Origin of the sequence: Vibrio sp. MM46 (assembly GCF_027587135.1) — a bacterium.
In the GTDB taxonomy this organism is placed as follows: Bacteria; Pseudomonadota; Gammaproteobacteria; order Enterobacterales; family Vibrionaceae; genus Vibrio; species Vibrio harveyi.
Genome location: NZ_JAPPTO010000020.1, coordinates 15,147 through 29,261, shown reverse-complemented (window position 1 = coordinate 29,261; position 14,115 = coordinate 15,147). Strand labels below are relative to the sequence as shown.

Here is a 14,115-nt window from a genome sequence, read left to right as displayed (position 1 = left end):
TTGAGCACCCTCCCATAACTTATTGATTAATCGTGCGCAAGTTTGCACAAATCCTCCTCTTTAATATCAAGCGGAACTTGTCGACAGGACAAACATCCTTGATTGGCGGAAAGTGGCGAAAAGCTATACGATTCCGCCCCCTTTTTTGGATTCCGTCCTTGGCTGGAAATTTGAACCTAGTGAAACTTTTCGCTTTCATCACCGCATTACTTACTACTCTTTCATTCAACGCCTTTGCTCAAGACTTTCTGAGTTTTGAAGAGAGAGAATTTCTAAATAACAAAGAATCACTAAAAGTCGGTGTTCTCGAAGGTGACTGGCTACCCTATTGGGGAGACCTAGCATCAAAAGAAGGCATCAACATCGAATACGCGGAATCCATGCTGCACGACTTGCATGTTGGTGCTGAGTACGTGCCATATAAAAGCCTCAACACTTTATTTGATGGCTTGGAAAGCGGCGAAATCGACTTAACCGTCGGCTTTGTTGCGACTCAAAAACGTGCGCAACGCTTTCTGTATTCTCAACCTATTTTCAATACGCTAAGACTGATATGGCTTCGAGATGACAGCCTCGCAGACAAACCTCTTGATGAGCTGAAATGGGTTTGTGTTAAAGATTCCAGCGCGTGCGACCAAGTTCACGCGCTGGGGTTCAAACACGTTCATTCTGTTAAGAACAACTTAATGATGACAGCATCACTCAACAGTGGCGCTGCTGATGCAGCTGTCGTGGGTCTCTCTACACTGAGTTCTTACGGCTTTAAAAATCCGAATGGCGAACTTGTTGGTAAGGTGGTTTACAACCGATCTCTTAAACCGGGAGAGGTCACGGTGTTTACTGGCAAGAACTCATCAAAGCTGATGAGCATCATCGACAAGTACATTAAGCACTCGAAAGAGTCTAAACATAGTCGTTTACACATTGAAGCCAACATCAACATTCTTCACAACGAGTTGATGTTGGATATTTTGAAGCAGCAACAAGGGCACAAAACAGTTCGTTATACGATTCAAGATAACGTATACCCACTGTCTTACCTCGACCGAGAAACAGGTGAGCTAAAAGGCTATGTCCATGACTTATTAAAGCTTATGGAACAAAAGAGCATGATCAAATTCGAATACGTGCCAACGAATGGACGTGATGTGGATTTGATGCTTCAAGAAAAGATGGTCGATTTGCTGCCTGCAAGAAACATCAACCTAACAGATAAAAAGCGCTTTATTACCACTCGCACACTTGGGTTCCTTCAATATGGTTTTATTGAGTCACTCAACGAACGAGCGAAGAAATCCGTCGCGATTCTGGATCGTTCAGGGAACTTCTACCCTCATTTTCTCGAGCATCCAGAATATGAGTTTGCTGCGGTCTATAGAGAGTTTGACTGTTTGATGAAAGCGTTTGAAGACGGCGACATTTCTCACGCATTCGTCAACCAAAGCCTGATTGACAATCATTACTACGGTGGTCAAGGGGTGAAGTTTAAGCCAGCGACACCACCCAACGATATGCAGTTGAAAATCAAATTGGGTATGGAGTTAAGAAAAGACTCGGAGTTTCTGCGCAGAGTACTAAACACGGTACTTAAGATCACGACCGACGCTGAACTAAAACAGTTAATGGATCGCCACAATAAAGTAACGGTTCAATACGGTGTCGACAAAGAAACCGTCGTCATTTGGGCGTTGGGTGGCGTCTGCCTTTTGTTGGTTGCAGTACTGATTTACATCGTTAGAACCGGACATCTGACTCGAACCATCAAACGCAAAGAATACGAAACTCAGATTCGCCAAAAGCAAAACAAGTGGTTATCGTCCGTACTGGATCAACTGCCCAATAAAATTCTGATATCGGACGACAATAACAAGCAGATTCTGGCAAACAAGCCATTTATTAACATGCTTTCGCGCTGCAATGTCGATAAGAGCATTCCAGATGATGAACGAGAGCAAGTGCTCAAGTTGACCCGAGAGTGCGTAAACACAGATTCAGAAAGCTCAGAAACGTCTTTATGCTCTTTGGGAGACAAACACTACCGCGTTCGTAAGCAGACCCTACTCCACCCGGAAGAAGGGGCTCAATATTGCATGACGGTGTTTGATGACATCAGTGAACTTAAACAGAAAGAAACCGCACTGAAAGCATCCAACTTAAAGGCAATGCAAGCGATCGAGGCTCGCGAGCATTTTCTAGCCGTGGTTAGTCACGAACTCCGCACCCCAATCGCTGCAATGTTGGGCTTAATGGAGTTGTTAGAACAAGATTTAGAACGTTCAGAAAGCAAAGAGCTGCTAAAAAGCGCAATGCAATCTGCAGAGCGATTACAGCTGCACGTCAATGACATTCTAGATTTTTCGAAGATTGATGCGAACCAGCTTCAGTTGGATGTTCATGCAGGCAATGTTTATCAAGAGCTTGGTTCAACACTAAGAAGCTTTGAGAAAGCCATAGAGCAAAAATCGTTAACGTTTGAGTTGAACTGGACTCCGACGCCACATGCGCTGGTGGTTCTTGATTGGTTGCGAGTCAACCAGATCATCAATAACTTATTGAGCAATGCCGTTAAGTTCACCGAATACGGTAAAGTCATTGTGAGCGTCCATGTCAGCCAAAATCAGCTTGAATTTAGTGTAAAAGACACTGGATGCGGCATGAGCACGGCGCAATTGGCTGCTCTTTTCCAACCTTTTGTCCAAGGGGATAAAAGTATCAGTCGCCGCTTTGGGGGAACTGGGCTTGGTATGTCTATCGTCAAAAGCTTGGTCGACATCATGGAGGGCAGCATTAAGGTTGAAAGCCAAAAAGAGCAAGGCACAACCATCAAGGTGCAACTTCCGATGACCAGTCAACCGCTTGATTTGACTGCTTTGGTTCCGGTTTATACAGAAAGCAACCAAGTCCAGCGTTGGCTGAATACATGGCAAGTCACGCTAGATGAATTTGGGAGCAAGCATCATGTTGTCGAGGTAGATCCGCATTACTCTAATGTGTATCCCGATTTGATTTTGCAGAAATTGAACCGTAATACGACCACGCAAAGCCCTTTGGAACTAACAGAAGCGTATCATTGGGATGGTCGTGTGTTAGTCGTCGATGATGATGCTATCAATCGACTGCTATTTAAGCGTCAGTTTGAAAAGCTGGGGGTTAATTGCCAGCTTGCAGCCAGTGGCATCGAAGCCATTGAGGTGTTAGAACAAGCGCAAAGCGACAATACGATCACCTCTTTTAGTTTGGTGATTACTGACTGCCACATGCCTGATATGGACGGCTACCAACTGACTAAGGCACTCAAAGCAGATAGTAAGTTTGCCTCTATTCCCGTTGTAGCGTGTACCGCAGAAAACTCACGTAATGTGATTGAAAAAGCGGAACACAATGGCATGGAAACAGTACTGTTTAAGCCATATAACTTGGGCGATCTACAAGCCTTATGCGAGCAATACTTATCGAGAGCGTTTAACAGTGAACGCCAAGAAGACTGGCTTGAAGACTACAGCTACGAAGAAAAGCTCGAAATGGCACAGGTGATTTGTGAGGCTTTGAGCAACGATATTGCGTTGATTCAGTCTGGAGAAGAAAGCCTCAAGTCCATCGCGCACCGCATCAAGGGATCTGCCGCCGCCCTCAACTTAGTCCAGCTTGGATATGTGGCAATGCAATGTGAGTCTTCAGTAGGCAGTGAGCAAGAAACTCAGGCTCGCACCGCGCTTATCAACGAATTAGAAACCATAGTCAGTACCACACAACAGTGGCTGGAAATGAGTGAGAGCAATTAATTGAATATTTTGATTGTTGAAGACGATCGATTACAAGCAACTAATCTTAAGATTTTGCTCAATCGTCTGTTTGAGGGCACGATTACTATCGTCCATCGAGGTGCTGAAGTCACGACCATTTGCGAGACTCACCCTGTCGATCTGATGTTCTGCGATATTGATTTGCCAGACATTAACGGGGTGAACCTGTTGTCCAACCTAGCAGAAAGCGCTCGCCCTAAAGGTGTCGTGATTTTAAGTGCAATGAGCCAAGATGTGGTCGAAATCACCTACAACATGTGTTTGTCTGCGGGTTATGGCTTTGTTCGAGCGTTAACTAAGCCGATCTCTCATCAGCAGTTGAATCAGATCTTTAATGAGTTCAAACAATACACATTGGAAGAACAAGTGGTGTCCTTGCCCATTTTGATAGGTAGGGATGAAATTAGCACTGCTTTTGAGCAAGGTTGGTTTCTCAACTATTACCAACCTCAATACTCCGCGAAAGATAACCGCCTGATCGGCGTCGAAGCATTAGTGCGTTGTCGACATCCACAACACGGCATTATTGCACCTGCACAGTTTATTACTGAGATTCAGGCTCGTAACGAGTTAGATAAGCTGTTCTGGATTGTATTAGAGAACGCGCTGCAAGACATGTCTCAACTGAAGGTAAATATCAATTTATCGGTAAACATGAATCAAAAGACACTCAAGCAACCTATGAGTGCTCGCTTGTTTGCGTTGTGCGATCAATACCAAATCGCACCTGAACGCATCACGCTTGAACTCACCGAGGATGAAGTATACGACTGCAGCGTCACGTCCTTGGCGAATCTCGCTAACTTACGTTTAACAGGCGTTGGCTTAGCGATTGACGATTTTGGTACGGGTTACTCATCACTCAGCCAACTGGCAACACTGCCATACACCGAGTTGAAAATTGACCGCCAGTTCATCAAAGATGCGTTGACGAACTTCAAAAGCCAGCAGATCACCATATCGAGCCTACATCTAGCTAAGTCTTTGGGGCTTAAGTCAGTGGCAGAGGGTGTGGAAGACACTGAAACGTTAAGTTATTTGCGCGAACTTGGTGTGGAACTGTACCAAGGATTTGTTCGCTGTCGCCCTATTCCCTTTGAGCAGTTGGAAGCTTTGATCTAATTCTAGCCAGTGACTGTTCATTCGCGGTCACATGGTTCATATGATGAGTCTCTTTGAAATGAATACCAAATCTTTCTCACAGTACAATGTGTTAATCGTCGACGATGCACCTATCGTGGTACTGACATTACGTAACATGCTGACCAAGCTTGGCTTTTCTGACAAACGCATCTTCACCGCTCGCTTAGCCAAGGGGGCGGTTTCCATTGCTCACCAAGAGCGTATCGATCTGATCATTTGTGACTATAACTTCGGTCGAGGTATGAATGGCAAGCAGCTGTTTGAAGAACTAAAACATCTCAAATTACTCAACCATGACACGGTGTTTATTCTAGTGACCGGTGAAAGTTCTGCGACCATCGTACGCGCTATTATCGAGCTAAAACCAGACGAGTACCTACTCAAACCTTTTAATTCCATTACGTTGCGAGAACGCATCTCAGCAGCGGTGAAACGCAAGAACGTGTTGCAGGCTATCTATCAAGCAGAACTCAACAACGACTCTCACGCCGGTTTAGAAGCATGTGAAGAGCTGATGCCTTTTCATCCCGAGTATTTTTTCATCATTGAGAAGTTCCGTGCCGATTTCTTAACGCGCCTAAAGCTGTATCACGAAGCCAAAATCGTCTACGAACAAGTCATTGAACGCAAAGACGTTAACTGGGCCAAAATTGGCTTGGCGAACACGCTGGTCTCTCTGGGTGAAAACGACGAAGCACAACGCCTAGTACGTACCTTGCTAGAAGAGTCTCCTAACAATGTTGAAGTCCGTGAATGTGCCGCAAACTTCAACATGCTTAACCGTGAAGTGCCGAGTGCAATCAGACACTTAGAGCTAGCAAACAGCTTGGTTGAAGGCAATTCAGAACGTGAACTTGTAATCGTTAACTTGTGCCTAGCAGAGCACGATTATCACTCAGCATTGCAGCACTATCACGCTTACATGGAGATCAACAAAGATACCTATCGCAACAACACCTTCTCTAAGCTGAATTTGATCCGAATTTTGCTTTATTGCGTGCGAAAATTAGAAGGTCGCGAGGATTTACTGGCTCAGGCAAAAAGTCTGTTTAAATCCATCACAAATGGCCCAGAAAACAAGGCAATTAAGGACGAATTGGATTTGATTGCTGCGCACATTGCCATTGAGGAAAACCAGTACGTTGCAGCGTTTAAAGTGCTCAGTGATTTGTATCGTCGTAAGCCTTTCGCTCACTTTTATGCGCAGTTTCACCTTGCTTGGTTATTGCATGAGATGAACTTCGAATCTGAGTTCTCTCAAGCCATCACTTGGTGTTTTGAAAATCTACAAACCGACTCAAGCGATACGATTCTATCGAGTAAAATTGCCCTTGGTCGCTCTTTAGAAACCGACAACGCGGAGCGCCAAGCTTGGATGCAAGAACAGTACAAAAAGATTCGTGCAGCCGAGCAAGATTACCAAGCTTTGATCGACGCATTAATTGAGCTTCAAGCACGTTGTCCACTGCTAAGAACCGTGTGTATTAACATCATCAAAGTACTAACACGAGCTTTTCCAAGCAACAAATCGTCATTAGAGGTCGAACTGCTGATCAAGCGCTGCGACAACATTGTGAAGCGATTGGTTTCTAGTGAAGAACTTGAGAAAAGCGGCTACGACAAGTTTCTTTTTCTGGCTCAAGATCGATGTCAACAGATGTCTGTGGTCAACACCCCACCTACGCAACCAGAACTGGCAAACTAGACAGTAAAAAGGGGCACGATGCCCCTTTCATTTCAGATTACAGATTGAAGAAACGATTAATCCAAGTCACCTGACCGAACGCAATCAAATCGTAGATAGTGAAGAACACCGCACAGATAACGGCAAGCTTCACCAATCGAATCGCAATTAACATCATAACTTCCCACTTATCTTCTTGTTTGAGTGTCGTTGATTCCTCGCAGTTTACTGGTTTTCTTACGAACCACAACGCATGAAAACCCAGATTACGTGAGAAAGTGTGTATCACAGCTTAAGCCTCACCCTTGTACATTTGCTTATACATTTGGAGGCGACGGATAAATCCATTCTCCCGCCTACTCGTATCTATACCCAAGTAACCTCGAGATGCTAGGTTCAGCGAGACTGACTTGGTTTGTAGACGCGGCGGCGATTTAAAGGTTTAGTGGGTCTAAATCAAGAATCAACAACAAAGTATACAAGCCAAGGCAGCTCGCCCTTTGGGAGCGTGTCATTGACCCGATTGCTGCGTCAAACAACTTGGAAAGAGCTAGCTATTACACCGCGTTGTTTTCCTTGCTCTCGAATCAATGACAACGCTCTGAATCCTGCATCTTGAAGTCACTTGGGTATATACTTTAAATAGCGTTTTCAATAAGTCCCAGTGGTAACACAAGGAGGGCTGTATGAAACAGATACGATTGTGGCTTCTTCCTCTACTCTTGTTTGCCAGCCAAGCGCTAGCGAGCACCGTTTGGGTATTGCCAGTCAAAGGCGCGATTGGTCCTGCTCTGAGTGATTATCTGTCGCGAGAGATTGAAGAGGCTCAGCAAAACGGCGTCGACCTCATCATTCTAAAAATGGACACCCCCGGCGGACTTGATAGCTCAATGAGAGACATAATTCACGCCATCACTACTTCTTCCGTACCCATTGCAACTTGGGTTGGTCCGTCAGGCTCTCGGGCAGCCAGCGCTGGCACCTACATTCTGCTGGCAAGTCATGTCGCTGCGATGGCAGAAGCCACCAATCTAGGCTCAGCTACGCCCGTTTCACTAGGCGGCGCACCGCAACAGCCTTCTAGTGCTGACGACAAAGACAATGACGAATCGAATGATGAATCATCAGGCAAAAACTCCGACGAAGTACCTGCCAAAACCGCAATGGAAAAGAAAGTCATCAATGACGCCAGAGCATATATCAAAGGCTTGGCTCGCTTGCATGGCAGAAACGCAGAGTGGGCAGAGAAAGCCGTCAGCGAAGCTGCAAACATAGACGCTTCAGAAGCGTTAGAATTAAACGTTATTGATTACATTGCTAATTCGCCCGAAGACTTGGTCACTACCATCGATGGCACAGAGGTCAAAGTGAACGGCAAGCCGTACAAGCTGACGTTAGATAACCCAATGTGGGTGGAACGCGTCCCCGACTGGCGTGCAGAAATGTTGGCGGTGATCACCAATCCCAACGTAGCTTACATCCTGATGCTGATTGGTATTTACGGACTGTTATTAGAGTTCTACAACCCTGGTATCGGCTTGCCAGGTGTGCTCGGTGGGATTTGCCTATTGCTAGCCATGTATGCCCTACAAATGATGCCCGTGAATTACGTTGGTTTAGGGTTACTATTGCTCGGTATTGCTCTGATGATTGCTGAAGCCTTTAACCCGAGCTTTGGCATACTCGGGTTAGGTGGCGTCGTTGCGTTTGTTCTCGGCTCGATCTTCCTAATGGATAGCGACATCCCCGGCTTCCAAATCGCTCTGCCATTAATCATTGGTATCGCTGTTTTCTCTGCCGGCTTAATCGTTATTACCGTTGGCTTGCTTCTTAAAATTCGCAGCAAAAAAGCCACCACCGGACTAGAAACCTACCCGGGCAAACTCGCTGTTGTGAGCGATGATTTTGTTGATGGAACAGGGCTTGTCCAGCTGGATGGTGCTTTGTGGCAAGCCAAAGCTGACGCACAGCTCAAACAAGGAGACCACGTCACCGTGGTAACCATAAAAGGGTTGACCCTAACCGTGAAACCCAGTGACCGCCCTAAGGAATAGGAGGCGCTTATGATGCTCTACACTGTTGCCGTTATCATTGTTTTATTGGTTGCACTGGCAACGCAAATGTTCAAGGTGCTGCGTGAGTACGAGCGCGGCGTGGTGTTCTTCCTCGGTCGCTTCCAAGAAGTAAAAGGACCGGGCTTGATCATCTTGATCCCTTTCATTCAACAAATGGTTCGTGTCGACTTACGCACCATCGTACTGGATGTTCCGACTCAAGATTTGATCACCCGTGACAACGTATCGGTCCGAGTCAACGCCGTGGTTTACTTCCGAGTGGTCGACCCACAAATGGCGATCAATAACATCGAAAGCTACAGCGATGCCACCAGCCAGTTAGCACAGACAACATTACGTTCTGTACTTGGTCAACATGAACTGGATGAATTGCTTTCTGAACGTGAACGCCTCAATAAAGACCTGCAATCCATCCTCGACCAGCAAACTGACGATTGGGGTATCAAGATCGCAACGGTTGAGGTGAAACACGTTGATCTTAACGACAGCATGGTGCGCGCCCTTGCCCGCCAAGCCGAAGCCGAGCGTAACCGCCGTGCGAAGATCATCCACGCAACTGGTGAGTTGGAAGCTTCTAACAAGCTAAAAGAAGCGGCAGAAATGCTCAACGAAGCACCTAACGCCTTACAGCTTCGATACATGCAGACACTCACTGAGATCACCACAGACAAGACATCGACTATCATCTTCCCAATGCCGATTAATCTCGTCGAAGCAGTTTCCGATATCGCCAAGGCTGTGAAGAAAAATCAGAGAGAGTCGGAACAAGAAAAAGAGTAAACCTGGTGGTCACTGAACAGGGAAGTAGAAAAAGGGAGTAGCTGTGTTCTACTCCCTTTACGAGTTCAACATTGATTGAACTTATGCGTCGGTGCACTCTTTCTTCATAATTGCCAATCCAGTTTCAAAGCAGTGACGCCACGCATACTCGACCCTTTCATCAAAGTCAGGATCACATTGGGCGACGGTTTCTAACAGGCTTTCAAACCAGACATCGATGTCTTCAGGGGCGACGCCAATATTGTTATGCCCGTGCTTGTGCCCGTATTTCCGCATCATATCTCGAGCATCTACAGAGGTATCCGCCATCATCACAAACACGATAGACCCTTTAAGCATCCGGATTTGCTTCTTCATATCCACGCCATCGAACTTTTGTCTGAAGTTCTCACCTTTCGACCAAAAGTTCTCATAGAACAAATCAAAGAAGTCCTCATGGGTAACACAGCGTTCATAGCTGTTGTTAAAAACTTCGATTACGTTCATCCCCTAGCCTCCAACCAACTTATCTATTTTCATTATGAATGTAATTTGATAATCCTACCAAGCTCGTTGGGACGGTTTTGTGGTTTCTGAACGTCGGCATACGAAGAATGCCAACCTGCCCTTCAGCCGTTCAAATTCGATTTTCAATAAAAAATAGAAAGTGATTTAAACGAAACACGTATTATCAATTCGATAAAAGTCGATATTATGGACTCACTTTCGAGGTACGCATGGTTGTCGATGCTAAGCGCATCCTCATTTGTCTAATAATATTAAGAGGATATAAACGTGTCTCATCAAATCATTACAGACCTAAACAACCGTTACACAGCTAAAAAATACGACGAAGAGAAGCGCATCTCTCAAGAAGATATGGCAATCATCAAAGAAGCAATCCGCCTATCTGCGTCTTCTATCAACTCTCAGCCTTGGAAATTCATCGTAATTGAGAGCGACGAAGCGAAACAGCGTTTCCACGACACGTTTGCTAACATGCACCAATTCAACCAACCGCATGCTAAAGCAGCATCTCACACTATTCTGCTAGCGTACGATCCAAAATTCACTAAAGAGAAATTCGCGAAGCGTGTTGATGCTGAAGTAACTTCTGGTCACCTACCAGCAGACATGTACGACATGTTCATGGGTGCTTTCGCATTTGCTGAAGCAAACACAGATGAGAGCGGCTACAACGGCGGCTGGACGAAAGCGCAAGTTTACATCGCGCTTGGTAACCTACTACACACACTAGCGCGTCTAGGTATCGACTCTACTCCAATGGAAGGTGTTGACCCAACACTGATCGGCGAAGAGTTCAAAGCAGAACTAGACGGTCACGTATGTGAAGTTGCACTAGCAATCGGCTACCACAAAGACGGCGAAGACTACAACCACGGTCTACCAAAAGCACGTCTAAACATGGATGACGTAATTACTACTCTTTAATGAGTATCGTCTCCTCGCTCCTGGGTTCCTAGCCTAGAGCTTAGCTATCTAAATCATTGTTCAAATTGAAAGAGCCGTACTTCTTAGTGTCTCAGTCTAAGAGTACGGCTCTTTTTTTGTTTTGCTGAGGGGGAATCAACAAACGTTTTGAGATAAGAGACAGCTACGCCACTTGCTTGGACTTAAAGTTCCCAAGCAGCGCGTCGTACAATTCGTTATCACTCAGCACCCCGACTAGCTTGTTATCTTCCACCAGCAAGATAGGTTGATTGCTGCGTTGCTTTAGTTCAATCGCCTCACGCATGCTGATATCTGGATTGGCTTGAACGACGGTGCTTTCGCCGATGTCATCGAGTGTGGTTGAATCGCTTTCCCAATTCACCAATGACTTGTCAGAATCCACCAGCGTGACACCTTTCGGCTCTTGCTCGACCCAAATCTGCTTATCTGCACACACCAATACGCGGTCATTCTGATGCTTAAGCTCGGTGTGCGCTTGCATCAGTGAACGACCTTTCAATACGTTGAGCGGATTCGTGTGAGCCACAAAGTCCGCCACATAGTCGTTTTCTGGCGCAAGGATGATTTGCTCAGGCTTGCCGTGTTGAATCAGTTTGCCCGATTCCATAATGGCAATGTTGTTGCCGATTTTCAGCGCTTCGTCTAGGTCGTGGCTCACAAACAAAATCGTCTTGTTGAGCTTCTCTTGCAGTTGAATCAATTCATCTTGAAGCTGAGCGCGAATCAAAGGATCGAGTGCAGAAAACGGTTCATCCATTAGTAGGATGTCAGTATCCATAGCAAAGGCACGAGCCAAGCCAACACGCTGCTGCATACCGCCAGAAAGCTCATGCGGGAATTTACTCTCCCACTCGCTTAGCCCAACCATTTCAAGTTGTTCACGCGCTTTTTTACGACGTTCCGCTTTACCAATGCCCTGCATCTCAAGACCAAACGCCACGTTATCCAATACCGTTAACCACGGCATAAGCGCAAACTTTTGGAACACCATCGACACACGGTGAGTACGCAAGTTACGTAGAGTCTGCTCGTCACAATTGGCAAGCTCTACCATATCGTCGCCATCTTTGATTTTGAGTGAGCCACGAGAGATCTCATTCAAACCATTAACGGCACGAAGCAAACTTGATTTACCCGAGCCGGAAAGCCCCATCAATACACAGATCTCACCTTGTTTGACGCTCATTGAGACCTTATCAACACCAACCACTTGTCCAGTTTCATCAATGATCTCTTGGCGAGACTTGCCTTGGTCGAGTAACGCTAATGCTTGCTCTTGCTGCTGCCCAAACACAACGTCGAGGTTTTCAATCGTAATTGCATCCATGTTATGCCTCCTTCTGGTTTGGTGCTTTGCACAGGCGATCGAGAATAATCGCGACCAAAACTATCGCTAAACCGGCTTCAAAGCCTTGGGAAATGTTCACAGTGTTCAGTGCTCGTACGACTGGTTTACCCAGACCATCAGCACCGACTAGCGCAGCAATCACCACCATAGAAAGCGACAACATGATGCACTGAGTCACACCCGCCATAATACTTGGCAATGCTGCTGGGAGTTCGACTTTGAATAGCAATTTCATACGGCTGGCACCAAAGGCTTTACCCGCTTCAATCAACTCTTCTGGCACTTTGGTAATGCCAAGGTAAGTCAGACGAATCGGCGCGGCGATGGCAAAGATAATGGTAGAAATCAGCCCCGGTACGATACCTAAACCAAATAGAACCAATGTTGGGATCAGGTACACAAACGTTGGTACGGTCTGCATTAGATCGAGTATCGGGCGCAATAAGGTATACAACCACGGGCGATGCGCCGCCATGATGCCGAGCGGCACGCCAATTAATACGGAAATCGTTGTCGCAGCGAAGACGAGAACAAAGGTTTCCAGCATTTCTTGCCAGTAGCCGAGGTTAAGAATAGTCAGCAGCGCCAGCACGATAAACACAACTAAAGGAATGCTGCGGTGTAGGAACCACGCGATCGCTGCGGTCATGATGATTGGTGCTGCCGGTGGCATCCATTTGAAAATATCCACCACGAACAGAATGATGGTTTCGAGAAAAATAGAGATAGCATCAAAGAAACCCGACGCATTCATGGTTAACCAATCTACGCCTGTTTCCATCCATTCGCCCAACGGAAGTTTGTTGTCCGTAATAAAATTCACAATAAAACCTTTGTGTTAATAGGCGGGCATCACTGCCCACCTTTCCCTAAAGAGAGGAATGATTAAGCGTTTGTTTTTAGGTAAGAAGTAATCGCTTGTTTTGCATCTTTGCCGTCTAGCGTCTTCACGCCTTCTAGCCATGCTTCAAATTGTTGTGGGTTAGCATTCAACCACTCTTGTGCTGCTTTCGCTGGCTTCTGTTTTTGGTTCAGAATCGCTTCCATCAACTGGTTTTCCATCTCTAGGCTGAACTCTAGATTCTTAAGCAGTTGACCCACGTTTTGACACTCAGATAGGTAGTCTTGGCGCACGTTGGTGTAAACATTGGCACCACCGTAGTTAGGACCAAAGAAGTCGTCACCGCCAGATAGGTACTCCATCTCAACATTGCTGTTCATTGGGTGTGGAGCCCAACCTAGGTAAACGATCCATTGGTTGCGACGCACTGCACGAGACACCTGAGACACCATGCCCGCTTCGCTTGATTCCACTAGGCTGAAGTCTTTCAAGCCGAATGCATCGCTGTCGATCATATCTTGGATAAGGCGGTTGCCATCGTTACCCGGCTCAATACCGTAGATGCGGTCTTTGAATTTGTCGGCATGTTTTGCCAAGTCAGCAAAGCTTTTCACACCCGCGTCGTACACGTACTTTGGCACGGCTAGGGTGTATTTTGCGCCCTCTAGGTTTGCGCGAACGGTTTCCACTGTGCCAGCTTCACGATATTTGGCGATATCGCCTTCCATGGTTGGCATCCAGTTACCTAGGAATACGTCAATGTCGCCGTTTGCCATTGAAGAGTACGTCACAGGTACAGACAGAAGATCGGTCTTGGTTTTGTAGCCCAAGCCTTTTAGCAGCTCAGAAGTAACTGCAGTAGTTGCAGTAATGTCCGTCCAGCCTACATCGGCAAATCGAACAGTTTCACATTGGTTAGCGTAAGCACCTGTCGCTACTGCAGTCAGCGCGATAGATGAAAAGATTTTTGTCATCGTAGACATGTTTAA

Annotated in this window: 10 protein-coding genes; 6 read left to right on the top strand and 4 right to left on the bottom strand. The window is 46.1% G+C overall.

From position 1 onward, the window contains the following. The first annotated feature begins 179 nt into the window (after positions 1-179). The 5 genes from OH459_RS20180 (at position 180) to OH459_RS20160 (ending at position 9,485) form a co-directional block, all read left to right on the top strand. The gene (locus OH459_RS20180; RefSeq protein ID WP_333482893.1) at positions 180-3,782 is read left to right on the top strand and encodes an ATP-binding protein; all 3,603 of its coding nucleotides are present in this window, start codon (positions 180-182) and stop codon (positions 3,780-3,782) included. Further along, entirely contained in the window at positions 3,783-4,925 is a 1,143-nt protein-coding gene (locus OH459_RS20175) for an EAL domain-containing response regulator (RefSeq protein ID WP_061066551.1), read from the top strand. Between the two features lie 58 nt (positions 4,926-4,983). Beyond that, on the top strand, positions 4,984-6,651 hold the full coding sequence (locus OH459_RS20170; protein ID WP_269988357.1) for a tetratricopeptide repeat-containing response regulator: 1,668 nt from the start codon (positions 4,984-4,986) through the stop codon (positions 6,649-6,651). Between the two features lie 665 nt (positions 6,652-7,316). Next, on the top strand, positions 7,317-8,684 hold the full coding sequence (locus OH459_RS20165; protein WP_269988355.1) for an NfeD family protein: 1,368 nt from the start codon (positions 7,317-7,319) through the stop codon (positions 8,682-8,684). Positions 8,685-8,693: 9 nt separating this feature from the next. Further along, entirely contained in the window at positions 8,694-9,485 is a 792-nt protein-coding gene (locus tag OH459_RS20160; protein ID WP_009700456.1) for a slipin family protein, read from the top strand. A gap of 81 nt (positions 9,486-9,566) precedes the next feature. On the opposite strand, the gene OH459_RS20155 is transcribed toward OH459_RS20160, so the two are convergent. Continuing rightward, entirely contained in the window at positions 9,567-9,971 is a 405-nt protein-coding gene (locus OH459_RS20155) for a globin (protein WP_269988353.1), read from the bottom strand. A gap of 288 nt (positions 9,972-10,259) precedes the next feature. Here OH459_RS20155 and OH459_RS20150 point away from each other — a divergent pair, with 288 nt between their 5' ends. Beyond that, on the top strand, positions 10,260-10,916 hold the full coding sequence (locus OH459_RS20150; protein ID WP_269988351.1) for an NAD(P)H-dependent oxidoreductase: 657 nt from the start codon (positions 10,260-10,262) through the stop codon (positions 10,914-10,916). A 163-nt stretch (positions 10,917-11,079) separates the two neighbouring features. Here OH459_RS20150 and choV read toward each other — a convergent pair whose 3' ends face one another. From choV to OH459_RS20135, 3 genes are all read right to left on the bottom strand, one after another. Then, entirely contained in the window at positions 11,080-12,264 is a 1,185-nt protein-coding gene (choV, locus tag OH459_RS20145) for a choline ABC transporter ATP-binding protein (RefSeq protein WP_269988350.1), read from the bottom strand. A 1-nt stretch (position 12,265) separates the two neighbouring features. Continuing rightward, a complete protein-coding gene (gene choW, locus OH459_RS20140; protein WP_005425967.1) occupies positions 12,266-13,108 on the bottom strand; it encodes a choline ABC transporter permease subunit in 843 nt (280 codons plus the stop codon). Between the two features lie 62 nt (positions 13,109-13,170). Continuing rightward, positions 13,171-14,109 (bottom strand): choline ABC transporter substrate-binding protein, encoded by a 939-nt coding sequence (locus tag OH459_RS20135; RefSeq protein WP_180827094.1) that lies wholly within the window; start codon positions 14,107-14,109, stop codon positions 13,171-13,173. Positions 14,110-14,115: the final 6 nt, after the last annotated feature.

Bases quoted from the DNA above. Each gene is read 5' to 3' on its own strand.
- OH459_RS20170 (WP_269988357.1), top strand. From the start codon at position 4,984: ATGAATACCAAATCTTTCTCACAGTACAATGTGTTAATCGTCGACGAT.
- OH459_RS20165 (WP_269988355.1), top strand. From the start codon at position 7,317: ATGAAACAGATACGATTGTGGCTTCTTCCTCTACTCTTGTTTGCCAGC.
- OH459_RS20160 (WP_009700456.1), top strand. From the start codon at position 8,694: ATGATGCTCTACACTGTTGCCGTTATCATTGTTTTATTGGTTGCACTG.
- OH459_RS20155 (WP_269988353.1), bottom strand. From the start codon at position 9,971: ATGAACGTAATCGAAGTTTTTAACAACAGCTATGAACGCTGTGTTACC.
- choV (WP_269988350.1), bottom strand. From the start codon at position 12,264: ATGGATGCAATTACGATTGAAAACCTCGACGTTGTGTTTGGGCAGCAG.
- OH459_RS20135 (WP_180827094.1), bottom strand. From the start codon at position 14,109: ATGTCTACGATGACAAAAATCTTTTCATCTATCGCGCTGACTGCAGTA.